General features: G+C 65.9%; 23 protein-coding genes and 1 pseudogene. 9 read left to right on the forward strand and 15 right to left on the reverse strand.

Going from position 1 to position 21892, the window contains the following annotated elements; translation table 11 throughout:
• Nucleotides 1–2: 2 nt before the first annotated feature.
• The 3 genes from G9465_RS16270 to G9465_RS16280 are packed head-to-tail and all read right to left on the reverse strand — an operon-like array spanning nt 3 to nt 2144.
• Complete coding sequence (locus tag G9465_RS16270; protein ID WP_166971853.1) at nt 3–164, reverse strand: hypothetical protein; 162 nt, start codon at nt 162–164, stop codon at nt 3–5.
• Between the two features lie 31 nt (nt 165–195).
• Entirely contained in the window at nt 196–561 is a 366-nt protein-coding gene (locus G9465_RS16275) for a hypothetical protein (RefSeq protein WP_166971855.1), read from the reverse strand.
• Entirely contained in the window at nt 561–2144 is a 1584-nt protein-coding gene (locus G9465_RS16280; RefSeq protein WP_166971857.1) for a succinic semialdehyde dehydrogenase, read from the reverse strand. The genes G9465_RS16275 and G9465_RS16280 overlap by 1 nt, the downstream gene beginning before the upstream one ends.
• A 222-nt stretch (nt 2145–2366) precedes the next feature.
• Between G9465_RS16280 and G9465_RS16285 the strand changes: the two genes are divergently transcribed.
• The 4 genes from G9465_RS16285 (at nt 2367) to G9465_RS16300 (ending at nt 7213) form a co-directional block, all read left to right on the forward strand.
• Nucleotides 2367–3371 carry a deoxyhypusine synthase gene (locus G9465_RS16285; protein WP_166971859.1) on the forward strand — a complete coding sequence of 335 codons (1005 nt, stop codon included), beginning with the start codon at nt 2367–2369 and terminating at the stop codon, nt 3369–3371.
• A 64-nt stretch (nt 3372–3435) separates the two neighbouring features.
• On the forward strand, nt 3436–3939 hold the full coding sequence (locus tag G9465_RS16290) for a GNAT family N-acetyltransferase (RefSeq protein ID WP_166971861.1): 504 nt from the start codon (nt 3436–3438) through the stop codon (nt 3937–3939).
• 300 nt (nt 3940–4239) lie between these two features.
• A complete protein-coding gene (locus G9465_RS16295; protein WP_166971863.1) occupies nt 4240–5427 on the forward strand; it encodes a redox-regulated ATPase YchF in 1188 nt (395 codons plus the stop codon).
• Between the two features lie 142 nt (nt 5428–5569).
• Complete coding sequence (locus tag G9465_RS16300; RefSeq protein ID WP_166971864.1) at nt 5570–7213, forward strand: methyl-accepting chemotaxis protein; 1644 nt, start codon at nt 5570–5572, stop codon at nt 7211–7213.
• Between the two features lie 90 nt (nt 7214–7303).
• On the opposite strand, the gene G9465_RS16305 is transcribed toward G9465_RS16300, so the two are convergent.
• From G9465_RS16305 to G9465_RS16325, 5 genes are all read right to left on the reverse strand, one after another.
• Entirely contained in the window at nt 7304–7906 is a 603-nt protein-coding gene (locus G9465_RS16305) for a hypothetical protein (RefSeq protein ID WP_166971865.1), read from the reverse strand.
• The gene (locus tag G9465_RS16310) at nt 7906–8562 is read right to left on the reverse strand and encodes a thioredoxin domain-containing protein (protein WP_166971867.1); all 657 of its coding nucleotides are present in this window, start codon (nt 8560–8562) and stop codon (nt 7906–7908) included. The genes G9465_RS16305 and G9465_RS16310 overlap by 1 nt, the downstream gene beginning before the upstream one ends.
• Before the next feature lie 392 nt (nt 8563–8954).
• Nucleotides 8955–9254, reverse strand: a complete 300-nt coding sequence (locus G9465_RS16315; RefSeq protein ID WP_166971868.1) for a GYD domain-containing protein — start codon at nt 9252–9254, stop codon at nt 8955–8957.
• 260 nt (nt 9255–9514) lie between these two features.
• Nucleotides 9515–9808, reverse strand: coding sequence for an ArsR family transcriptional regulator (locus tag G9465_RS16320; RefSeq protein ID WP_166971871.1), 294 nt, complete (start codon nt 9806–9808; stop codon nt 9515–9517).
• Nucleotides 9809–10141: 333 nt separating this feature from the next.
• Nucleotides 10142–13021, reverse strand: a complete 2880-nt coding sequence (locus G9465_RS16325; RefSeq protein ID WP_166971873.1) for an Eco57I restriction-modification methylase domain-containing protein — start codon at nt 13019–13021, stop codon at nt 10142–10144.
• A 137-nt stretch (nt 13022–13158) separates the two neighbouring features.
• Here G9465_RS16325 and G9465_RS16330 point away from each other — a divergent pair, with 137 nt between their 5' ends.
• Nucleotides 13159–14115: a nucleoside hydrolase gene (locus tag G9465_RS16330; protein ID WP_166971876.1), complete on the forward strand. Its 957-nt coding sequence runs from the start codon at nt 13159–13161 to the stop codon at nt 14113–14115.
• Between the two features lie 13 nt (nt 14116–14128).
• On the opposite strand, the gene G9465_RS16335 is transcribed toward G9465_RS16330, so the two are convergent.
• Complete coding sequence (locus G9465_RS16335) at nt 14129–15376, reverse strand: sulfatase-like hydrolase/transferase (protein WP_166971879.1); 1248 nt, start codon at nt 15374–15376, stop codon at nt 14129–14131.
• Nucleotides 15377–15515: 139 nt separating this feature from the next.
• Between G9465_RS16335 and G9465_RS16340 the strand changes: the two genes are divergently transcribed.
• Nucleotides 15516–15752, forward strand: a complete 237-nt coding sequence (locus G9465_RS16340; protein ID WP_166971881.1) for a hypothetical protein — start codon at nt 15516–15518, stop codon at nt 15750–15752.
• 162 nt (nt 15753–15914) lie between these two features.
• On the opposite strand, the gene G9465_RS16345 is transcribed toward G9465_RS16340, so the two are convergent.
• Complete coding sequence (locus G9465_RS16345; RefSeq protein ID WP_166971884.1) at nt 15915–16109, reverse strand: hypothetical protein; 195 nt, start codon at nt 16107–16109, stop codon at nt 15915–15917.
• A gap of 81 nt (nt 16110–16190) precedes the next feature.
• Nucleotides 16191–16919, reverse strand: a complete 729-nt coding sequence (locus G9465_RS16350; protein WP_166971886.1) for a hypothetical protein — start codon at nt 16917–16919, stop codon at nt 16191–16193.
• Between the two features lie 94 nt (nt 16920–17013).
• Here G9465_RS16350 and G9465_RS16355 point away from each other — a divergent pair, with 94 nt between their 5' ends.
• Nucleotides 17014–17169 (forward strand): hypothetical protein, encoded by a 156-nt coding sequence (locus tag G9465_RS16355; protein WP_166971889.1) that lies wholly within the window; start codon nt 17014–17016, stop codon nt 17167–17169.
• Here the strand turns inward: G9465_RS16355 and G9465_RS16360 are convergent, their stop codons facing one another.
• The gene (locus G9465_RS16360; protein WP_166971891.1) at nt 17170–17631 is read right to left on the reverse strand and encodes a nucleoside deaminase; all 462 of its coding nucleotides are present in this window, start codon (nt 17629–17631) and stop codon (nt 17170–17172) included.
• Nucleotides 17632–17734: 103 nt separating this feature from the next.
• Between G9465_RS16360 and G9465_RS26285 the strand changes: the two are divergent.
• Nucleotides 17735–17954 (forward strand): annotated as a pseudogene (locus G9465_RS26285) (hypothetical protein); the annotation flags it as partial.
• Nucleotides 17955–17980: 26 nt separating this feature from the next.
• Here G9465_RS26285 and G9465_RS16370 read toward each other — a convergent pair.
• From G9465_RS16370 to G9465_RS16380, 3 genes are all read right to left on the reverse strand, one after another.
• Nucleotides 17981–18508 (reverse strand): HTH domain-containing protein, encoded by a 528-nt coding sequence (locus G9465_RS16370; protein ID WP_166971894.1) that lies wholly within the window; start codon nt 18506–18508, stop codon nt 17981–17983.
• Between the two features lie 96 nt (nt 18509–18604).
• Entirely contained in the window at nt 18605–19714 is a 1110-nt protein-coding gene (pdhA, locus tag G9465_RS16375) for a pyruvate dehydrogenase (acetyl-transferring) E1 component subunit alpha (protein ID WP_166971897.1), read from the reverse strand.
• Nucleotides 19715–19764: 50 nt separating this feature from the next.
• On the reverse strand, nt 19765–20421 hold the full coding sequence (locus G9465_RS16380) for a sugar phosphate isomerase/epimerase (RefSeq protein ID WP_166971900.1): 657 nt from the start codon (nt 20419–20421) through the stop codon (nt 19765–19767).
• A gap of 399 nt (nt 20422–20820) precedes the next feature.
• On the opposite strand from G9465_RS16380, the gene G9465_RS16385 reads away from it, so the two are divergent.
• Nucleotides 20821–21891, forward strand: coding sequence for a thiamine ABC transporter substrate binding subunit (locus G9465_RS16385; RefSeq protein ID WP_166971902.1), 1071 nt, complete (start codon nt 20821–20823; stop codon nt 21889–21891).
• The last annotated feature ends 1 nt before the right edge of the window (nt 21892 follow it).

A 21892-nucleotide genomic window follows, 5' to 3' on the forward strand; every position in this document is an offset into this window, starting at 1 on the left:
ATTCAGTACCAGTACGTGGCGTAGACGACGACGCCGATACCGAGACACGCGACCGCCGCGAGGGCCGCGAACACCATCGACCACGAGGGTATCGCGAGGAGACCGGTGACGCCGAGCGAGAGCACGACCGCGAACAGGGGCAGGAACGCGTGTTCGGACTCCATCGTCGGGGGTAGACAACGAGGCGACATAATTCTACGGTCCGTGGGCACACTCGACAATGGCCGTCGTATCACACCATCGCCGCGTCGTCGACGCCCGGATGCTCGCGGACGTACGCGACCAGCGTGTCGACGTACGCCTCGAACAGCGGACACCTGAGGCCGGTTCCCGAGAGCGCTCGCCGCGTGTTCTCGTCGGGTGCGAGAGGTACGGGAGCGCTTCGGGTTCGACGCCGAGTCGGTCGACCAGTCGCGGCAGGCGAGACAGCGCCGCGTACGAGAGTCCGACCGTGCCCGGGACCGGGACGGCCCGGCGGTCGCTGGCCCGTCCGAGCGTGCGTACCAGTCGGCCGACGAGTGCCGACCCCAGAAAGCCGGGAAAGCCGGTGAGAAACCGCATCAGCGTCCGTCCAGTGGCGAGAGTCGTCGGAGTCGCCGGAGCGCCCGGACGCTCAACGTCGCACCGGCGGCCGCGACCCGGTTCGGGAGGCCCTCGATGGGTACCAGCGGATGGAGGCGCTGTGTCGTGACCGTCTGTGACTCCGTGTACTTCTGGATGCCGTGGGGGCCGTGGCGCCGACCGATGCCCGATTCGCCGACCCCGCCCATGGGGGCGTCCGTCGAGGCCCACATGCCGAGGTAGGCGTCGTTGACACAGACCGACCCCGCCTCGATACGGCGGGCGAGCGCCTCGCCTCGGTCGGTGTCCTCGGTCCAGACGCTCGCGTGGAGGCCGTAGGGCGTGTCGTTGGTGCGTTCGACCGCCTCGTCGGCGTCGGCCACGGGGGTTATCGAGACGACGGGGCCGAACGTCTCCTCGCAGGCGGCGGTGGCGTCGTCGGGCAGGCCGGTGAGGACCGTGGGCTCGTAGAACAGCGGCCCCACCTCTTCGCGTCGGCGCCCGCCCGTCTCGACGGTGGCACCGCGCTCGCGGGCGTCGGCGACGTGGTCCTCGACCGTGTCGAGTTGGTGCTGGCCGATGAGCGACCCCACGTCCGGGCCGAATTTGAGCGACGCACCGAGGTCCAGCGTCTCGGTTGCGTCGACGAACCGGTCGACGAACTGGTCGTAGACAGCTTCGTGGACGAATATTCTCTCGAAGGAAATACATAGCTGGCCGGCGTTCGCGTAGCTCCCGTGGACCGTCCCCCTGACCGCTTGCGAGAGGTCGGCGTCGTCGAGGACGACGGCGGCGTTCTTCCCGCCGAGTTCCATCGAGGCGTCGACGAGGTGTTCGCCGGCCAGCGACGCCACGGTCCGGCCGGTCTCCGTACTGCCGGTGAAGGTGACGTAGTCGACGCTCGAAATCAGTGGCTCCCCGAGCGTCGTGCCGTGGCCGGTGACGACCTGCACGAGGTCCTCGGGGACGCCTGCCTCGACGAGCAGTTCGACCGCCCGGAGCGCACAGAACGGCGTCGATTCGGCCGGTTTCAGCACCGCGCCGTTGCCCGCGAGCAACGCCGGCAGCATGTCGGAGATGGCCAGCGTCAAGGGGTAGTTCCACGGTTCGATCAGGCCGACGACGCCGACGGGGTCGTGGTGTTCGACGGCCTTCGTCAGCAGGGGGAACCCGCCGTCTCGCCGGGTCGGCGCGACGTGGCTCGGGCCCTCCCGGGCGTAGTAGTCGGCGTTGAGAACGACGTCGAGCAGTTCGACGTGGGCATCGAGTCGGGCCTTCCCGGCCTCCAACTGGACGATGTCGAGCAACTCCTCGCGGTTGGCCAGCACGCGGTCCGCGACCCGTTGGAGGACGGCGGCCCGCTCCTCGATGGGGCGCTCGCTCCAGTCGCTCTGTGCCGCCTGTGCTGTCCGGACGGCCTCGGTGACGTCCGCCGGTTGGCAGGCCGGGACGGTACCCATCTCCTCGCCGGTGAACGGACTCCGGACCGTCAGCGGGTCGCGGTCGGCGACGTGTGTGACCCCACCCTGTAACCGTGTCCGTGTTCGCTCGGACAGCGAGGACGAAACGTTCGACGCGGGCATCGTTTCTTCGCACGGGTGGGGGGATGAATGGTCTTGTGGCGGCCCACTCGTATTTTGTCGCGACGTTCGGGCGCCGGACTCGGTTCCCGTTCGGCGGCCGGACTGGCTCTACGGTCGACCGAGCGCAGTCCGGCCCCAGACCGACGGGCGAGCAGCGGACCGACACCGAGGCACTGGCGTGAACCACGTCGTTCAAGCCCTCGGACCGACCACAGTGGACCAATGAGCGACCACGAGGACCGAGAGACGTTCTGTCACGACCCCATCGGACACGCAGAGGCCCGCGCCGGAATGACGGTCGGCGAGTTGGCCGAGAGCTACGGCGAGGCCGGTATCGGCGCGAGCGACCTCCACGAGGCCGTCGACGTCTACGCCGAGATGCTAGACGACGACGTGACCACCTTCTTCGGACTGGCCGGCGCGATGGTGCCGACCGGGATGCGCGCCGTCGTCTCCGAGTTGATTCGGGACGGCCACATCGACGTCCTGGTGACGACGGGCGCGAACCTGACCCACGACACCATCGAGGCCATCGGCGGGAAGCACCACCACGGCGAGGTGACGCCGCCGGAGCGGACCGAACGCGAACACGACGAGACCCTGCGCGATGAAGGCGTCGACCGCATCTACAACGTCTACCTCCCGCAGGAACACTTCGCGCTGTTCGAGGACCACCTCCGCGAGGAGGTGTTCTCCGTCCTCGACGCCGAGGGCGCGGTGTCCATCCAGCGCATGACCGAGGAACTGGGGCGAGCCAACAGCGAAGTCAACGCCCGCGAGGACGTCGCCGAGGACGCCGGGGTGCTGGCGGCGGCCTACGAGAACGACGTGCCGGTGTACTGTCCCGCGTTTCAGGACTCCGTGCTGGGCCTGCAGGCGTGGATGTACTCCCAGACGAGCGAGTTCACGGTCGACGCGCTGGCGGACATGACCGACATCACGGACATCGCCTACGAGGCCGACAGCGCCGGCGCGATGGTCGTCGGCGGCGGCGTCCCGAAGAACTACGTCCTCCAGACGATGCTCGTCTCGCCGGACGCCTACGACTACGCCGTCCAGTTGACGATGGACCCCTCTAACACCGGCGGACTCTCCGGGGCGACGCTGGACGAGGCCCGGTCGTGGGGCAAACTGGAGAAAGACGCCCGTAACGTGAGCGTCTACGCCGACGCGACTATCACCCTGCCGCTGGTCGTCGCCGCCGCCCGCGAACGCGCTGGGGAGTAGTCCGGCCCCCGCACAGCCCCGCCGCAGGGATAGTTCTATAGTTGTGGGAGTGACACGTTCACATATGTCGTTCCAACTGCGTATCCGACCGGCGGACGAGACCGACATCTCGTCGATTCAGCAGGTCGCTCGCGCCTCGTGGCACGCCGTCTACGACGGCATTCTGGGGCCAGACACCGTCGAGACACTGCTGACGGAGGGGTACGACGACGACCTCCTGGAGGAGATGGTCAACCTCGACGACATCGGTCTGTTCGTCGCGACGGCGGACGGCGACGTGGTGGGCTACGCCAGTTGCGGGATGACCGACCCGGTCGGCATCGGCGACCTCGACCTCTACGTCCACCCCGACTACTGGGGCGAAGGTATCGGGAGTCGACTTCTCGACCGGGGCAAGACACACCTCCAGAGCCTCTCGGTCCGGAAGATACGCGACGAGGTGCTCGTCGACAACGAGGTCGGCAACGGTTTCTACCGGAAACACTTCGACCACGTCGACCAGCGTACCGAGCGGTTCGGTGGCAAAGAACTGCCCGTCAACGTATACGAGCGTTCGTTGTGGGACTAGGGTGGGTCTGAGCGCCAGCGAAGCCCCTCGGAACGCACAGCGGTGACCACGGGGACCCGCAGCAGTAGCGAGGGCGCGACACGCAGTGACGAGCGCAGCCCTCACACCACGACGACTGCGCCGCACGCTCGCGGCTACCGCCGCTCGCCGGTTTGAGGGGTCCGTCGCTTCGTTCGCTCCTCCGCCGTCGCTCCACGGCACACTCCGTTCCACTCCGAGGAGGGTCCTGTGCCTGCCACTCTCACACGCTCGCGCTCCGTTTGGCAACGTTTTAGCCGCCGATTGGCCTGCTAGTTCCCAATGAGCTACAAGATCGGACTCGTCGGCAAGCCCTCTGTCGGCAAGTCCACGTTCTTCAATGCGGCGACGATGAACGACGTCCCCGAGGGGGCGTACCCGTTCACGACCATCGACCCCTCGATGGGCGAGGCGTACGTCCGCGTGGAGTGTGCGGCCCCGGAGTTCGAACATAGCTGTACGCCCAACCACGGCTACTGCGCCGACGGCGTCCGTTTCGTCCCGACGAAACTGGTCGACGTCGCCGGCCTCGTTCCCGGTGCCCACGAGGGCAAGGGACTCGGCAACCAGTTCCTCTCGGACCTCAACGAGGCCGACGTGCTCATCCACGTCGTCGACTTCACCGGCGAGACGGACCTCGAAGGCGAACCGACCGAGGACCACGACCCCCGCGAAGACATCGACTTTCTGGAGAACGAACTGGACATGTGGTACCTCGACGTCCTAGAGAAAGGCATCGAGCGCTACCGCTCGGGCTACCACGGCGAGGACAAGGACGTCGAGGCCGACCTCGCAGAGCAGATGTCGGCGTTCAAGATCAGCGAGGACGAGATCAAGCAGGTCATCCTCTCGCTGGGCCTCGAACTGGACCCGGACGAGTGGAGCGACGAGGACCGGGAGGCGCTGGCCCGCGAGATCCGCATCCGCACCAAGCCGATGGTCATCGCGGCCAACAAGATGGACACCCCGGCGGCACAGGACAACTGGGAGACGGTCACCTCGGACCCCGAGTACGAACACCTCACGTTCGTCCCCGTCTCGGCCCACGCCGAGAAGGCCCTGAAGAACGGCGACGAACAGGGCGTCCTCGACTATCGGCCCGGCGACGGCGACTTCGAGGTCACGGCGGACCTCCCAGAGGAGAAGGCCGCCGGCCTCGAACAGATTCGCGAGTTCGTCGACGAGTTCGACGGCACCGGCGTCCAGCAGGCACTGGAGACGGCGCTGTTCGAGGAACTCGACGCCATCGCCGTCTTCCCCGGGGCTCGCAAGCCACAGGACGACGGCACGTTCCTGCAGGACTGTTTCGTCCTGCCCGACGGGTCGACCGCCGAGGACTTCGCGTACTTCCTGCATACGGACATCGGCGACGGCTTCCTCCACGCCCACGACGTTCGCTCGGGTCGGCAGGTCGGTGCCGACACGGAACTGGACCACCGCGACGTGGTCGAGATCACGACGACGAACTGAGCGGTCGGCGGCCCGCGAGCATCAACTGTGATAATCCGGGGTCGTCGTTTTTGGGCCTCCGGACCGCTATCTCTGGTATGTCCGATTCGATATCCCGCCGGCGGTCATTCGCCGCGGTGGCTCGTCGTACGGAGGGGGATAGATGAGTGCCGACACGGCAGAGGACCGCCTCGTCGGTCGACTGTTGGTGGCTGTCGGTGCCGTCCCGATGGCCGCCGAACCGTACCTTCCGGGCCCTCTCCGCCGGGACTTCGGCGTCCGTCTGTTTCTGTTGGCGTTCGTTTCCGTCGTCGTCGGTCCGGCCATCGCGGCGACGCTGTTTTCCGATGCGCTACCCGCGGTTGCCTTCGCCGCCGCCATCGTCCTCTGTACCGGATTTCTGGGGTACTGTGAGCTGTACCGTGCGATAATCGAGATAAACCAGAAAGCGCGAGCGGTCGACAGAGGCGAGTACGACATCGACTTCGGCGTCGACCGCGTCGACGAAATCGGCGAGACGTACGACACGGTCGAACGGACGGCCCACTCACTGGGCGAGTCCATACGCGAGGTCGAACGCGCACAGGAGCGTGCCGAAGCGGCCCGCGAAGAGGCCGAAGACGCGACAGCGGCCGCCGAGCACGAGCGAAACGAGATGGAGGCACTCTCCAGTCACCTCGAACTGAAAGCCACCCAGTACCGCGATACGCTCGCGGCCGCGGCCGACGGCGACCTGACCGCCCGCGTCGACGCAGAGAGCATGAGCGACGCGATGGGCGAGGTCGGGACGGCCATCAACGAGACACTCGACGCGCTCGAACGGGCCATCTCGCAGGGGCAGGCCATCTCGGCGCGTATCGCCGACGAGAGCGGTCTGGTCGCGAGTCAGGGCGAACAGGTCCGTAGCGAGACCGAGTCCGTCACCGCGAGCGTCGACGAAATCGCCGACGGCGCGTCGACCCAGCGAGCGCAACTCTCGGCGGCCGCCGACGAACTCAGCGACCTCTCGGCGACCACCGAAGAGATGGCCTCGTCGGTCACCGAAATCGCCGACCGGAGCGACACCGCCGCGGAACTCGGCCGGGACGCCCAGCACTCCTCCTCGGAGGCCCAGAGCGCCGTCGACGCCATCCGCCATCGGTCGATGACCGCCGCGGGCGAAGTCCAGCAACTCGACGAGATAGCCGGCGACGTCGCCGAGATCTTAGACGTCATCGACAGCATCGCCGAGGAGACGAACATGCTGGCGCTGAACGCCTCTATCGAGGCCGCCCGCGCCGGCGAGGCCGGGTCCGGGTTCGCCGTCGTCGCCGACGAGATAAAGCAACTCGCGAGCGAGACGAAAGACGCGACGGCCGACGTCGAGACGCTCATCGAGACGCTCCGCTCGCAGGTCGGCGCCTCCGTCGAGGCGATGGAGACGATGGAGTCCGCCGTCGACCGCGGGAGCGACACCATCTCGGAGACCATCACCACGCTCGAAGACGTCGTCGAAGCCACCGTCGACGTCAACGACAGCATTCAGGAGATAGACCGCGCGACGAACCAGCAGGCCAGCACCGCACAGGACGTGGTCGAACGCATCGACGACATCAGCGCTATCGCCGACCAGACCGCGACGGAGGCCGGCGAGGTGGCAAACACCGCCGACCAGCAGGACGCCGTCGTCGCCGAGATGGTAGACGCCGTCGACACCTTCGCGGACGACGCAGAGACCCTACAGTTCGAACTCCAGCAGTACGACACCGACGCGACGGTCGACGTCGGCCACGCGAGCGTGGCGAGCGAACAGGCGACGGACGACTGATACTGGTGGCTGTAAGTTCGTAAAGATATTCGCCACCCCGGGGTGGCGAATTACTTCAGTTTGTTACAGCCACCAGTATGAGACCGCCGCTCAGATATCGACCGGGCAACCGTTTATCTCGCCGCCGCGCATCCCGTCGGCGAGCCAGTAGATGGAGAGCGTGAGGACGACGAGCGCACCGACGGCGAACTCCAGTCCGTCCAGCGGGAGAAAGAGGAGCGACGTCGAGACGCCCAGCAGGGAGAGCAACCCCAGCAGGACGGCCGACCCGCAGGCCGCACACCCAGCCCCGAGCGTCCCGAGGAGGACGCCCGCAGCGCCGGCCCCGCCCTGCCGGATCTGCAGACCGTGTTCCCGGAAGTGATAGGTCGCCATCGCTACGTCCACGCCGGTCAGCGCGGCGACGGCCACCAGCAAGACGCCCTGTGCCGGGTGGAAGAACGTGCCGACGAACGGGTAGAGTTCGACGAGGACCGTCAGCCGACTCGTCAGTGGCAGGGACCCGCCGACAACGAGGTCCAGCACCAGCGGGACGTTCAGCGAGACGACGAACGCCGTCAGCGAGACGACTCCCGCGAGGACGGCGACGGCGGCGTACACCGGGAGCGTCAGCACGAGTCGCGCCGTCCGACCCATCAGCCGCCAGTCGCGGCCCCGAATCGGCAACCGCCGACCGATTCGGGTCGCGCTCATCAGTTCGCCTCCCCGAGCGCTTCGGCGATGACCTCGTATCCGACGCTCCCGTTGACCTTCGTGACGAACTCGCCGTCGCGAAACAGGAGGACGACGGGCGTCGTCTCGCCGAGGCCAGCGTTCTCCGCGGCCGCGATGTCGGCCTGCACGGCGTCGTCGTAGGCCTCGTCTCGGGCGTCCTGTGCGACGGCGTCGCCGTCCAGCGACGTCTCGGCGTTCAGGAACGACGCCGTCCGCTCGATGACGTTGTCGACGGTGAACTGCGAACGCGTCGCGAAGTAGTGCTCGAACAGCGACCAGAACACCTCGTCGTCACGGGCGTAGGTCGCTTCGAGCGCCTGCGTCGCCGGCTTGCCCCACGGAAAGACGACAGGGTAGGTTCGGACGACGTACGCGCCCCTCCCCGAGTCGGCGAGGTTCGACCGGATCTTCGGCACCGTGTTCTCGTGGAACGCTGCACATCGCTGACAGGACGGGTCCTCGAACGCCAGAACGACGTGGCCACCCAGTTCCCCAATCCGCGGTTGCTCGCGGTAGTTCGCCGCCGCCGGGTGGTCCTCGATGGACTCCCCCGTCGCGTCGCTCCCCCTACCGCACCCCGCGAGGGCGCCGACGGCCCCCGCCCCCGCCATCGCCAGCAGACGTCGTCGCTTCATGCTCGCCGGAAGGGTTCGGCCCGATTTATCGTTTGTTCTCCTGTGCGCCCGCGAGGGGGAACCGTCATACCGCCGGAGTCGGTATCTCCGATGGCCGATGACGACAGTGCGTTCCGAGTCGGGGTGACTCCCCGACTGTGACGAACCCTATGAGTGCCGAGGCCAGCTTTCTATCCATACATTTGCGAGGAGAAGTGAACGAACGTCAGAGAATCGCGTCTGCTATCCTCTGAGAGAGGACAGTCGTCATCAAAAATGGACCGCGTGGACGCAACCGAGACTGTCTACGGGGACCGGAGTATATGCTGAGCCTGGATTCGACGTCGAAAGACCCTGCGGACACCGAGGAAAGACTCTGTGTACAGTGTTCATAGGGTGTGTTGGGGCGTGGCTTACATCGGGGCGTCTTCGAGGATTTCGTTCCACTCCGCTGGCTCGAAGACTTCCCAGGCTTCGATCGATGTGAGTCCGAGTGATTCGTACGCGGTCTGAACCTTCCCGAGAGCTTCCCCATCGGGGAGGTCCGCAATACCCACGATATCATACCGGCCAGACCCGTAGTAGAGTGCCGTGACTTCCCCGCCGACTTTCTCCACCATCTCCACCCCTCGCTGGCGTCGTTCCTGTGCCTCTTCGGGGTTGATTGTACGTCCTTCGTCCGTTTTCTCGAAGAGTACTACGTAGGTTGGCATTGATTGATTACCCTCTCGCGTTCCAGATGTAACGCGCCTCAACACCGCCCTCTCTAAATGGAACGCCCTTTCATATTCGCAATCTGACGTGTTAATCGTTATCATGGGTTGATTGCCTACTGCATCAAGGGACCCCTCGTGATGAATGCGTACTCTTTACTGGGCGATTTAGTTGGACTCCTGTTCGAGGGTGTCATAGAACGGTTGGCATACCCAACCGACGAATCGTTCGATACAGGACAAGGAGAATAGTGGTCGAATTACAACCAGTCAGCGGGGAGTTCATCTTCGTGGTTATCCAGTAGTTCGAGCAGTGGCCTGATTTCGTCGAATTTCGGCCCCTTGATTACTTCGTGCGTGTCTTTGTTCCACTCAATAAACCCGTAGTCGGCCAACTTCGGCAAGTGAACGTGATGCATCGACACGAGACGTTCGACGGCATCAGATTCGCTTTCAGAGTCAGCGATAACGACTGGCGCGTCATCTTGTGGATTATGCTCTAACAACGCAACCAACAGTTTCCGTCGCTGAAAGTCAGCCAACGCATCCATCATATCATCGGATGAGATTGACCCTACTACATTCTTCACACTCCTACAACAGTCGAAACACGGATAATGCCCTCACAATATCACAGTATCTGAACGTTTGAGTAACTGAGTAACAAGTCCAAACAGCAGTCTCCCCCGCTCCAACTTTGATTCGCGCAACGCGCATAGTCTATTAAACAGCTGATTCGTCGAATTGCGGGCGGAAACAACAGCGACGAAAACGCGCATGTTAGCTAGTGACAAATCGTCTAGTTCTTGGAGTCTCTAATGTGATATGTGCCGGACATAGGCCCGGTGAGTAGTATCAGAATTCCTCCCTTTCTTTCCTGTGACCGCTCAGAACTCGCGCAGACTCCCGTTTCGGTCGCTCTCGGGTTCGTATTCGGGAATCAGCGAGTCCAAGTCGTAGTCGTCGAGATCGTCGATGGCTCGCACCTGCACGTTCTCGGACGCGGCACCGTCGACGCGCTGGCGGACCATCCCGCGGTGGGACGCTTGCAACTCTCCGGGAGACATGTCCAACTCCAGAAAGTCCAGCAACGCCGCGTCGAGGTCGTCTTGGGCGCCGTCGTCGCCCCGCACTAGCGCCCGTCCGGCCCGCGAAATCCGGTCTCTGATTTCGTCGCTCATCAGGTCGGGGTTCGGCACGGGCACCGAGGCCACCTCGTAGGTGAGCAGTTGGAGCGCCCCGCCGCCTTCGTGGCGACCCCACAGTTCGAGCAGAATCTTGTACACCGTCGAGTTGAGGACGTGGGGCAGGACGTCCTCGTGGTCGGTGACGCCGACACACTGGATGGCGTTCGTCGGCGCGAACCCGCCGGCGTTCTCGACGGTGAACACCCGTTCATTGTAGAACACCGGGTGGAGCACATCGGGCACGAGCAGTTCGCCGAGGTTGAACCACGGCGTGTGGGTGGAGACGGTACGTCCATCAGGGACGCCCTCGTCCTCCCCGTATTCGAGATACCGAAGGGTGGAGTGATAGCCGTCCTCGCGCAACTGGTCTTTGACGGCCGCCGCGAGGTCCGGCGTCGACCGGAGGCCAGTCCGATCGGCTTCGAACGCCTCGACGTACTCGTGGAAGTCCAGCAGATACTGGTCCGTCTCGTCCAGCCGAACGGAGTCGATGTCTCGAATCGACCGTATGGCGGGTCGCAGGAACCGCTCGTCGACGCCCCACTGGGCGACGTCGTCCTCGTCCAGCAGGAAAAAGCCGTTGTGGCCCGTCTTGTTGCCGAAGGCTACGTCGGCGAAGGCGTCCAGTCGCCGGGTCTTCTCGCTGTTCACGAGCGGAACGAACGGACTCGGACCGTAGAGGTAGTAGTCGAGTTTCTGGCCGCCCTGCTCCGTCAAGTGTTGCTGGGGCACGCTGGTGACGCGGTACTCGTCGTGGGTCTCGATGTCGAACAGTCGGTCGTCCGGGACGGAACGGTGGGAGCCAGCGACCGAAGCGAGCGTCTCCGGCGACAGGCGCTCTTTCACCCGGACGAAGTCCGTCGTCGTCTCTCGGCGCGCCCGTTCGTCCACGCATTTCTCGACGAACAGGAGGACGGTGTCGACGAGCGCCGAGAACGCTCTGTCGGCGAATCCGACGACAGCGTGGACCTTCGTCTGGTCGTAGAGGAACTCCTGAAAGGACTCGCCGTACTTCGTCGTCAGCCACTTCGTCGGGACGACGACGCCGAGTCGCCCTCCCTCCCTGAGGAACCGTAGCGCGTGCGTGACGAAGTAGACGTACGCATCGGACTGCTTCGATAGCTTCCCCGCGCCGCTGTAGTAGGGCGTCGCGCCCTCGGGGCCGTACGCCCGCAGGTGTTCACGGAAGTGCTCTTTGTCCGGCGAGAGGTCCTCTTGGCGGATGTACGGCGGGTTTCCCACGACCGCATCGAACGACCCCGGCCGACGCCTCTCGGTCCCGGCGTCGGGAAGCCGTTCGTCGCGCGGTGAGACGTCGAAAAAGGAGTCGGCGAGCGTATGGACCGCCTCGGTCTGCTCGCGAACGGTCCGAGACGAGAGGTTCAGCGCGGTGAGACGGAGGGGGAAGCGATTGACATCGACGGCGACGAGGTTGTCGAGTGCCTCCTGATGGGTCGCCGTCGACGACCCGTCTCGGATGCGGTGGTACGCTTCGACGGGAAACGTCCCACTACCCGAGGCCGGGTCGAGCACTCGTGGAACCCGGTCGCCGTCCGACTGGAGGGTCCAGTCGCATATCGCCGCCGCCACGTCGGGATGCGTGTAGAACTGCCCCTGTGCCTTGCGCTCGCTCGCGGGGACGAGTCGTTCGTACAGTTCCCCCAGCACGTCCTCCTCGACGTCCGAGAGCGCCGTCGCGTCGAGACGGTCCAGTAGCGTCCCGAGCGCGGTCCGCGTGTCCGCGTCGTGCGGAAACGACGCGAACAGCGAGCGACCGCTCTCGACCCCCGGGTCGTGGTCGAGTTCGCACCGGCCTTCGAGGTGGTGTTCGACGCTGTCCACAGCGACTCCGTCGACCAGTGACCCGACCGTCACCCCGGGTTCGGCCGAGTCGGGCGGTTGTTCACAGAGCACGTCGAGAAACAGCGCCTCGGTCGCTAACAGGTAGGCGTACTGTTTCGCAGCGAGTGTGAATCGTGCATCCGCGTCGAGTGGCGCGTAGTCGTTCGCCTCGACCCACGCGTCGAACCCCGCTGTGAACGCCGAGTTCGTTTCGTAGGAATCCCGTGCGAGCGTTCGGAGTCGGGGCCAGACGGCACCGTGAAACGATTGAACGGTACCGAGTAGCCGTTTTCGCGACGCCTGTTCCGGGAGGGAGCCATCGGTGGCGAGCGACCGAACCGCGTCGAGGAGCGCCGGAAGGCGGCCGTCGAGCGTCGGGTCCCCGAGGTCGACGGGGCGAAAGTCGAGGTAGTAGTACGCGCCGGCAGCGGCGTCGGCGTCCGCAAAGAGAAAGAGGTCACGGGCGTTGCAGGTGGCGACGTGTTCGACGCCCGCCTCGGCCGCGTACTCACACGCTCGCTCGACGACATCGGCAGCCAGCGGTCCCGCCGTCTCGCTCGTGACCACGACGGCCAGTCCCCCAGTCCGCGCGGACTCGACGACGATAGCCGCCCGCTTCTCGTCGACGTCCTCGTCGAGAGAGACGGCGTCGAACGGCGTCGCGGCATCACGGACGTACTCCCGAACTCGGGCGAGAAGGCGGCGACGGAAGTCCGCTGCCGACGGGTCGCTCGACATAGAGAGTCCATCCGACCGCGTCGTCTTCACTGTGTGGGTCGCTAACGAACACAGGGTTCGACGGGAGCGCCGCACCGCTAGCTACGTCGGAGACGCCCCGCCGCGAGAATTAAGTCCGGACCGTGTGTATTAATGCCGTGGTAGAAAGGCTCATCATCGACACGGACACCGCGGGCGACGACACGCAGGCCATTCTCATGGCCGCCCTCGCCGACGCCGTCGACGTGGAGGCGTTGACCATCGTCGCCGGTAACGTCGAGTTCGAGTACGAGGTCGAGAACGCGAAGTACACGCTCGATCTGGCGGGCGTCGCCGACGCGGTGCCGGTCTACGAGGGAGCGCGTCGCCCGCTACTCAAGGACTTCGAACACGTCGACCACGTCCACGGCGACGGGGGGTTGGGCGGTGACCTCTATCCCGATACGGGCATTCCCTCGGCGGACGGCCACGCCGTCGACGCCATCGTCGAGACGGCCCGGGCATCGCCCGGCGAGGTGAGTCTGGCCTGTATCGGCCCGCTGACCAACGTCGCGATGGCGATCCGACGCGAACCCGACCTGAACGAGTTGCTGGACGAGGTGTGGGTGATGGGCGGGGCGGTGAACACGCTGGGCAACGACACGCCCGCCGCGGAGTTCAACTTCTGGGTCGACCCCGACGCCGCGAAGATAGTGGTGAACGAACTCGACGTGACGCTCGTAGACTGGGGGCTGACGGTCCGCCACGGGACCATCGACGGGGACGAACTCGACAGGTTCGCCGACGCGGACACGCCCTACGCCGAGTTCTTTACCGCGATCACGAGCCACGCCCGCGAGTTCTCGAAAGAGCGGTTCGGCGTCGACGCCGCCACTCAACCGGACACGCTCGCGATGGCGTGTCTCGTCAACCCCGACCTCGTGACGGAGGCGGCGACGTACTTCGTCGACGTGGACGAGCGCGAGGGGATGACCCGAGGGTACAGCCTCGTCGACGAACTCGGCATCACCGACGGCGAACCACGGACTCGCGTCGTCGAATCCGTCGACGGAGACCTGTTCGACCAGATGGTCGCTGACATGCTCTTAGCCGGTGACCCCGAGCAGTCGCTGTGACCCAGCCGAGTCCCTACACCCGCCCGCTCTCGGCGAGGTCCTGTGCCGCGGCGACGACCCGCTCTTTCTCCGATTGGGACCCGAGCCAGAAGTCGACGAGGTCCTGCCCGACCGCCCGAAGGTCCTCGTCGTCGACCTCCGCATCCTCGCCGTCGGTCAAGTCGTACAGTTCCCGGTCGTCGGGCGACCAGATGTACTTCCAGTCTTTCCCTCGGACGGCGACGTTCGGCATCCGCGTCGAAGAGTAGACGTAGGGCTCTGTGAGTCGCTCGGGGACCGACTCGTCACCGCTGGCGAGGCCGTGCAACAGCGCCGGGAGCCGGCTGAGCGAGAACGGTTCCTCGACGTGCCCCGATGGTCCGTTACAGACCACGAGCGGCACGTTCACGAGGTGCTCGTACAGTTGCCGGCCGTGGCCGTACATCCCGTGTTCGCCGAAGGCCTCACCGTGGTCGCCGTGGACGACGAACAGTGGATCCTCGCCCACCTCGTCAGTGAGGAACGAGAGAAACTCGTCGGTGTACGCGAGCGAGTTCTCGTAGGCCGTCGTCAAGACGTCGTGCAGCAGCGACTCGAAGGGGAGGTCCCGACTCAGGAACAGCCCCATGTTCGCGGGATAGGTCTTGAGTCTGGACTGTGTCCGGTACTCCTTCGGCGGAAGATAGGGGAGGTGGCTGTCGACCAGAAACACCCAGAGAAAGTACGGGTCGTCGGCCTGTGCCGTCCACTCGCTGATTTCGTCTGCGAGCGCTTCCCACGACATGAACATGTCCTGTCCCTGCCACCAGTTGGCGGCGTTCATCGCCAGCGTCCCGATGGTACTCTCCTGTTCGCCCCCTTCGAGGAGGTCACTCGACGCGTCGTCCTCCATGAAGTCCTCGAAGCGGTCGAACCCCTCGTCGAACCCGAAGTACCGCGAGGTCCACGGGTTCGCGGTGAACGCGGCCGTCTCGTAGCCGCGTTCCGAGAACTCCTCGGCGACGCTCCGTCGGGCGGCCATGTGTTCGCGGACGTGCGCTTTCATGTCCTCGCGGGTCGCGCCGGCGGCGTCCGGCCGCTCGACCGGGTCCATCCCGGTCAGGAAGGAGGTGGCCGACGCGAACGTCGCGGCACCCGGGGCGATGGCGTTCTCGAACACCAGTCCGTCCTCGGCGTGGGCCGCGAGCGTCGGCATCGTGTCAGTATCGCCGGCTGCGACGCCACAGTAGTCGGTACGGAAACTATCGATAGTGACGAGGACCACGCTCTGGTCGTCGGGCATGTGCCATCTGGGAGTCAGAGAGCGCGGGTTATTATTCAGCAGATAAGTCGACTGTTTCAGCCGATAAACACGCAATTTGTGCGGCGGGGCGTCTGAACGGTTGATGGCGTTTTTACGATAGCCCGTACTCTCGTCGTCCATGTCACGGTCCGATGTCCCCGCAGAGAGCGTCACCCGCGTCGAACTCCCGACAGCGCTCGTCGACGACGTCGAACGGCGCCTCCAGTACACCGACTTCGAGGACGCGAGTGCCTACGTCGAGTTCGTCGTCGAAGAAGTACTGGCGTCCGTCTCGGACGGCGAGGACGCGAACTACGACGCCGTCGACCGAGAGGAAGTCGAGAGCCGACTTGAATCGCTGGGCTACATGGAGTGAGGCGTCACCGGAGGCCGACACGAGTCAACCACCGATTCGCCTGTACGTAGCTGGCGATAACGTGGCGTTAACCCCGAAATAACGCCGCTCAATACCTCTATCGCCGCGTTATCTCGCGGTTAGTGCGCTATTGACCGACGATAGGCGGCGCCTCGGTGCCCGTTATCGGAGCCGTCGAACCAGTCGGAGCAACACCGACGCGGCCGTACCGATACCGGGGACGCGCCGCGAGAGGGCGGCGGCACCGAGCAGTACGAGGCCACTCTTGGTTCGGCCGCGGACGAACGCGAACGCGGCGTCGACGAGCGTCGAGAGCACGCTGAGTCTGTTCAGCGGCGAGTCGTGGACAGTAGTCATCGTCTCGCCCGTAGGTACCGCGTCCGGTCGGATATAGCCCCGGCCGGAGTATGCATGCCGTCGGCGACTCGTCCGGACGGGTCACGGCGGCGTCGTCGCGTCGACGGCCCGCTCGAACCGGTCGAGAAACGCCGGGTCGTAGGACTCCTCGACGTGGTTCACGTTCCAGAGGCCCGACGACCGAATATCGGGGCTCCTGCTGTGATGACCGAGCCAGTCGTCCGCGCGCGGGTCGATAGTCGTCGCCCCGACGTTGCTGAGGAGGGCGATGACGTTCTGTTCGAGGTATGCCCGGTCGCTGGTCGGGCCCGGTTCGTCGTCGACGGCGACCCAGAGGAACGGCTGGTCGCGGACGTACGCGCTCACCCGGCGCTCCAGCGGGTACTCCTCGTCTCGCACCGCGCCGCGGTCCCGGTCGATGCTGGCCCAGCGGTCGTCCCAGCTAGGGTAGTCCTCGTGGAGGGCGTGTCGCTCGACGAACGCCTCGCCGACGCGGTGCCGGTACACCGACCCCCGATGGTTCCCGCCGTGCGGGTGGGCAGAGCTTCCGTCGCCGGTGCCGTAGTGCTGTTTGAGGCGGTCCCAGAGCGTCGTTGCACTCCCCTGGGAGACGGCGTGAGTGCCGACGCGGGTGACGCGGTGCTGGTCGGTGTCGGCGTGCGTCTCGCCGGGTTCGAGGAAGAAGTAGACGCCGCGCTCGGGCCAGTCCATGTAGCCGGTGCAGTGCTTCAGCTTTCGGGGGCCGTCTACCCGCCGTTCGAGGGTGTCGAACAGTCGGTAGAGCCGGTCGACGTCGTCGGCGCGAGCCATCGTGTACCCGAGCTCGGCCAGCTGTCTCAAGTCTCTTTCCCACCTGCGAGTGCCGCACCAACCGCTTTGAGGGAGGCCGTCGTAGAGTCGCCGTATGTCTCTCATCCAGTACTACGACGAGATAGAGCCCGTGACGATGCTGATCGTCGGTTTCGTCCTGTTCGTCATCCCCGAACCGGCCACGTCCGCGCTCGGCGCGGGCCTCATGTTGCTCGGGAGCGCGTGGTGGTTCTACGAGTGGCAGCGGTGACTACCAGTCGAACGCCTCGTGTATCGCCCGCCCCTCCTCGTGTAAGACCGGACCGACCACCTCGGTGACGCCGGCCAGAATCGCCGCCGACTGGACGGGCGCGCCCTGGTCCGTGAAGTCGCCGATGTCCCGGCCGCCGACGCTGTAGACGACCCGACCGAGACCGGCGTGGCGGATGCCGCCGGCACACATCGGACACGGTTCCGTGCTGGTGTACATGACCGTCTCGGCGCGTTCCTCGGGCGACAACTCGCGACGGGCCCGCATCGCGAGGTCGAGTTCGGGGTGGCGTCGCACGTCCTCCTCGGTGACGACGCGGTTCGACGCCGCCATCACTATCCGGTCGTCCCTGACGAGGACGGACCCGAACGGCCGGTCCCCGCGGTCGGCCGCCTCGCGGGCGAGTTCGAGCGCCCGACGCATGTGCGTCTCGTGGTCGAATTCGTCGAACGAGTCTCCCATACCCGCTGGTCGGCCCACAGGCGGGTAAATCGACCGCCTTCGACGGCGAGAGCAGTACGCTCAACACCGTACTGGACGTAGGGAGACCGTGAACCGCGACTGAATCCACGCCCGGGAACCGAGCCACCACGTCGAGAAGTGGTCGGTCGGGACCATCCAGCGAATCGGCGATCGCGACGGCTACTGCGTCGTCGACGTCGAATCCGCCGACGGCGAGACCGGCGAGTTGACCGTTACGGTCGCCGTGCGGGACCGCCGTGTCAGCCGACTGGACATCGACGAGGGGGACACCGGTCGGTGAACGCGTCTGGTACCGCAAACGCGACGACCGACACCGACGCTGCGGCGCTCACTCCGGCGGTTCGACCGGGGCCTCGACCTGTGCGATGTCGAGGATGAGCGTGTTCTGGGTGTCGTCGATGGCGACGATAGTCCCCGCGACGACGAGGTTGTGCTTCGGCGTCGGCCCGGCCGCGACGGCCTGGCCGACGGAGAACTGGCCGACGGACTGCTGGAGGTGCAGTTGGGCGCGGCACTCCTCGGGGTGGTTGACGGTGGTAAACCGTATCCCATCAACGGTGACGTCGAGTCGCTCGAAGTCGCGGGCCACGGTGAGCGACTCCGTCTCGGCGCCGGGGTCCCGACCGAGCGCCGCGTAGGCCTGTTCGGTCGGGACGTAGCCGCCTTCCGGACCGGAGTGGCCTTCGACGAGGCCGAGTTGGGCGAGGCTCTGCATCTGGTTCTGGACGGTGCCCAGACTCCGGTCGACGTCGTCGGCGATGGTCTGGCCTTTCACCGGCCCGTCTGCGGAGCGGTGGTGGTTGACCAGCGCAGTCAGCGTCTGCTCCTGACTGGTGGTCAGGTCGATCTGGACCATACTGGCCCTACCACAACCACGCTCATGTATGTGTGGATACGCGCACGATTGGCGACCGGTCCGCTCGCCGTCCCTCGAATCCACGCAGGCGTGTGGTCATTCGCCCAGCAAGGCGTCGTCGCCGTGGCGCCCACGAAGGTCGGTCAGGTACTCGCGCTGTGCGTCGAGTTCGTCGGTCGACTCGGCGTAGACGTCGGCAAAGAGGTCCGTCGGGTCCGCCGCCACGTCTTCGGCCGCGTCGACGATGTCGGCTAGCTCGTCGTCTATCGCGTCGTTCATCCCGTCCAGCCGGTCCTGATTCAGCAGGCCACGGTCCCAGAGGAACGCGCCGAACCGGGCCAGCGGGTCCCGGTCGCGCCACTCCTCGACTTCCGCCTCGTCTCGGTACACCTCCGGGTCGTCGGCAGTGGTGTGGGCGCCGAAGCGGTACTGGACCGCCTCTATCAGCGTCGGCCGCAGTTCGTCCTCGGCCGGGTCCAGCGCCCGCTCGCGGGCCGCCTTCGTGACGACGTAGGTGGCGAGCGGGTCCATCCCGTCGACCTGCACGCCGTCGAAGCCGTAGGCGTTCGCCTTCTGGGCGATAGTGGCGCTCGCCGTCTGGCGCTCTCTGGGCACCGAGATGGCCCACTGGTTGTTGTTACAGACGAAGACGGTCGGCGTGTCGAACACGCCGGCGAAGTTCATCGCCTCGTGGAAGTCCCCCTCCGAGGTGGCGCCGTCGCCGAAGTGGACCACGCCGACCTGTTCGTCGCCGTCGCGTTTGGCCGCCCACGACCACCCGACTGCGTGGGGGATGTGGGCCGCGATGGAGATGTTCAGCGGGAAGACGTTCACGTCGGCGAGCGCGGCGTTGCCCCGTTCGTAGCCCATCCAGTACAGCAGATACTCCCACGGGAGGCCGCGGGCGACCAGCGCCCCGTGTTCACGGTACTGATAGAACAGCGTGTCAGTGTCGGCCAGCGCGTACGTCGACCCGACCTGTGCCCCCTCTTGGCCGGCCAGCGAGGAGTACGTCCCCAGTCGGCCCTGCCGCTGGAGGCTTATCATGCGCTCGTCGAACCGACGGGCAAACCGCATGTCCCGGTACATCTCGACGAGTTCCGCGTCGTCGAGGTCCGGGAGGAGGTCCGGCGCGACTACCTCGCCGTCGGGGTCTAGCACCTGCACGCGGTCGTCGGGGGCCCGGTCGAGTACGTCGGCTGACATCCTGTCGGGACAATCGGCGCAGACCGAGAAAAAGGTGTGTCCGGGGCGCGTCAGCCCACCCACTCCCGAACCTGCCGGAGCGCGTCGGTCTGGTGGTCGGGCATCACTTCGAGGACGACGCGCCCGTCGAAGTGGGCGTCGAGGAGTCGGGCGGTGCGTTCGAGTGGCACCTCGCCGTGGCCGACCGGCAGGCCGTCCTCGGTCGGCGTCGCGTCGTTGAAGTGGACCACGCGAACCCGGTCGCCGTCGGCCCGGAGGAGGTCCGTCAGGCCGTCGAAGTAGTCGGGTTGAGACATGAACAGGTGCGCCGTGTCCAGCACGAGGTCGTGACCCCGGTCTAGCACGAGGTTTCGGAGGTGGAACGTGCTCGCGCCGGGGTTGTTCTCGTAGCCGTACGGGGCGTCGAAGTCGTACCCCTCCAGCGTGTCGACGTGCGTGTGCTGGGCGTACTGGCTGTGGACGACGAGATAAGCGTCGAGGCGGTCGGCCAGCGCGTCGCTCCGACGAAACGGCTCTGCGTCGTCCGGGCGGGCGTGGAGCGTGTGTACCGTGGCGGCGTCGACGGGCGAGGCCTCGACCGCCGCGGCCGTCGCCGCCACGTCCTCCAAGTCGGCGGGGCGGAGGTGGAGTTCGACGCTGTCGAAGCCACGGTCGGCCGCGGCGTCGAGCGAGTTCGGGTCCGGCGGGCACTTGCCGACGAGGTCCATCGCGTCGGGCTACGTAGCCCGGGCCCTAAAACGCGGTCCCGACCCGCGTTCACGTCGGTCCAGTCTTGGGTCCGTCGTGTCCACCGACGACGCGTCACGCTACCGCGACGGCGGCGACTGACCTGAACCCACGCCGTCTTCTGGACGCTCATCCTCGCGTCGACGGTCACGGAGTCCTGTTGACGCTCTCGGGGCTGGCGGCCGGCTAGTGGGAGGAACGTCGTCGCGACGACGTTCCTCGCCGAGTTCGCGGGCCTGTGGCTCGTAAAGTCCACCCTCCTGTTCGGGTGCGAGGCACCGTCCGAGCAGGGGACACGCCGACACGCTCGTTTCAGCCGTTTAACACCCTCTCTCCGGAGAACACGGGGGTTAAGTACCACTGGGTGTGACCACGCCGTAATGGAGAGACGCAGTTTCCTCGCGGCGGCCGGCGCGACAGTCGCGACGTCGCTGGCAGGGTGTAGCGGTATCGGGACCACGGGTGAGACGAGCACCGAGAGCGGCGGACGGACGCTCGTCGTCGGCACCTACAGCCCGTTCATCGACGCGCCCTCCTCCAGCCCGGGTGCGTGGCTCAAAGAGCAGTTCGAGAGCGAGTTCGACGCCCGACTGGTGTGGCAGACGCCGAGCAACGAACTCAACCACTACATCGAGCGCAAGAAAGCCGGCGTCGACGTCGAGGCCGACCTCTACGTGGGCCTCAACGCCGACGACCTCGTTCGCGTCGACGAGACGCTCGACGAGTCGCTGTTCACCGACGCCGGCGACGTGAGCGGGCAGAGCGACGTGAAAGACGGCCTCACGTTCGACCCCGAGGGCCGCGCAGTCCCGTTCGACACCGGCTACATCAGCCTCGTCTTCGACGGCACGTCGACGACGGCTCCGGAGGACTTCGAGGGGCTGCTGGCCGAGGAACACGCTGGCGACCTCATCACGCAGAACCCCAGCAGTTCCGACACCGGGCGCGCGTTCATGCTCCACACCGTCAAGCAGTTCGGCGCGGACGGCTACCTCGACTACTGGGCCGACTTACAGGACAACGACGTTCGCGTGCTGGGGTCGTGGGACGACTCGTACAGCGCGTGGTCGGAGGGCGAGGCCCCCATCGTCACCTCCTACTCCACCGACCGAGTGTACGCCAACCGCTACGACCAGAATCTGGAGAAACATCGGATTCGCTTCCTGAACGAACAGGGGTACGCCAACCCCGAGGGGATGGCCGTCTTCGAGAACGCGAACGAACCCGACCTCGCTCGCGAGTTCATGCAGTTCCTCCTGCGTCCCGAGGTACAGGGCGAAATCGCGGTGCGGAACGTCTCGTTCCCGGCGACGACAGACGCCAAGTTGCCCAGCGACTACGCGGAGTTCGCGCTGGAACCGCCCGACCCCGTGACGTTCAGCTACGACGAACTGCAGGGCTCGGTCGGCGAGTGGGTAGACGACTGGAGCCAGCAGTTCGCCCAGAACTGAC

Source organism: Haloarcula sp. JP-L23 (assembly GCF_011602445.1).
Taxonomy (GTDB): domain Archaea; phylum Halobacteriota; class Halobacteria; order Halobacteriales; family Haloarculaceae; genus Haloarcula; species Haloarcula pellucida.

Excerpts from the sequence above, each read along its gene's own strand:
- G9465_RS16305 (WP_166971865.1), bottom strand. The coding sequence starts at position 7,906 with ATGAGCGCGACCCGAATCGGTCGGCGGTTGCCGATTCGGGGCCGCGAC.
- G9465_RS16285 (WP_166971859.1), top strand. The coding sequence starts at position 2,367 with ATGAGCGACCACGAGGACCGAGAGACGTTCTGTCACGACCCCATCGGA.
- G9465_RS16345 (WP_166971884.1), bottom strand. The coding sequence starts at position 16,109 with ATGACTACTGTCCACGACTCGCCGCTGAACAGACTCAGCGTGCTCTCG.
- G9465_RS16320 (WP_166971871.1), bottom strand. The coding sequence starts at position 9,808 with ATGATGGATGCGTTGGCTGACTTTCAGCGACGGAAACTGTTGGTTGCG.
- G9465_RS16335 (WP_166971879.1), bottom strand. The coding sequence starts at position 15,376 with ATGCCCGACGACCAGAGCGTGGTCCTCGTCACTATCGATAGTTTCCGT.
- G9465_RS16280 (WP_166971857.1), bottom strand. The coding sequence starts at position 2,144 with ATGCCCGCGTCGAACGTTTCGTCCTCGCTGTCCGAGCGAACACGGACA.
- G9465_RS16300 (WP_166971864.1), top strand. The coding sequence starts at position 5,570 with ATGAGTGCCGACACGGCAGAGGACCGCCTCGTCGGTCGACTGTTGGTG.
- G9465_RS16295 (WP_166971863.1), top strand. The coding sequence starts at position 4,240 with ATGAGCTACAAGATCGGACTCGTCGGCAAGCCCTCTGTCGGCAAGTCC.
- G9465_RS16370 (WP_166971894.1), bottom strand. The coding sequence starts at position 18,508 with ATGGTCCAGATCGACCTGACCACCAGTCAGGAGCAGACGCTGACTGCG.
- G9465_RS16380 (WP_166971900.1), bottom strand. The coding sequence starts at position 20,421 with ATGGACCTCGTCGGCAAGTGCCCGCCGGACCCGAACTCGCTCGACGCC.
- G9465_RS16290 (WP_166971861.1), top strand. The coding sequence starts at position 3,436 with ATGTCGTTCCAACTGCGTATCCGACCGGCGGACGAGACCGACATCTCG.
- G9465_RS16310 (WP_166971867.1), bottom strand. The coding sequence starts at position 8,562 with ATGAAGCGACGACGTCTGCTGGCGATGGCGGGGGCGGGGGCCGTCGGC.
- G9465_RS16325 (WP_166971873.1), bottom strand. The coding sequence starts at position 13,021 with ATGTCGAGCGACCCGTCGGCAGCGGACTTCCGTCGCCGCCTTCTCGCC.
- G9465_RS16350 (WP_166971886.1), bottom strand. The coding sequence starts at position 16,919 with ATGGCTCGCGCCGACGACGTCGACCGGCTCTACCGACTGTTCGACACC.
- G9465_RS16340 (WP_166971881.1), top strand. The coding sequence starts at position 15,516 with ATGTCACGGTCCGATGTCCCCGCAGAGAGCGTCACCCGCGTCGAACTC.
- G9465_RS16355 (WP_166971889.1), top strand. The coding sequence starts at position 17,014 with ATGTCTCTCATCCAGTACTACGACGAGATAGAGCCCGTGACGATGCTG.
- G9465_RS16315 (WP_166971868.1), bottom strand. The coding sequence starts at position 9,254 with ATGCCAACCTACGTAGTACTCTTCGAGAAAACGGACGAAGGACGTACA.
- G9465_RS16360 (WP_166971891.1), bottom strand. The coding sequence starts at position 17,631 with ATGGGAGACTCGTTCGACGAATTCGACCACGAGACGCACATGCGTCGG.
- pdhA (WP_166971897.1), bottom strand. The coding sequence starts at position 19,714 with ATGTCAGCCGACGTACTCGACCGGGCCCCCGACGACCGCGTGCAGGTG.
- G9465_RS16385 (WP_166971902.1), top strand. The coding sequence starts at position 20,821 with ATGGAGAGACGCAGTTTCCTCGCGGCGGCCGGCGCGACAGTCGCGACG.
- G9465_RS16275 (WP_166971855.1), bottom strand. The coding sequence starts at position 561 with ATGCGGTTTCTCACCGGCTTTCCCGGCTTTCTGGGGTCGGCACTCGTC.
- G9465_RS16270 (WP_166971853.1), bottom strand. The coding sequence starts at position 164 with ATGGAGTCCGAACACGCGTTCCTGCCCCTGTTCGCGGTCGTGCTCTCG.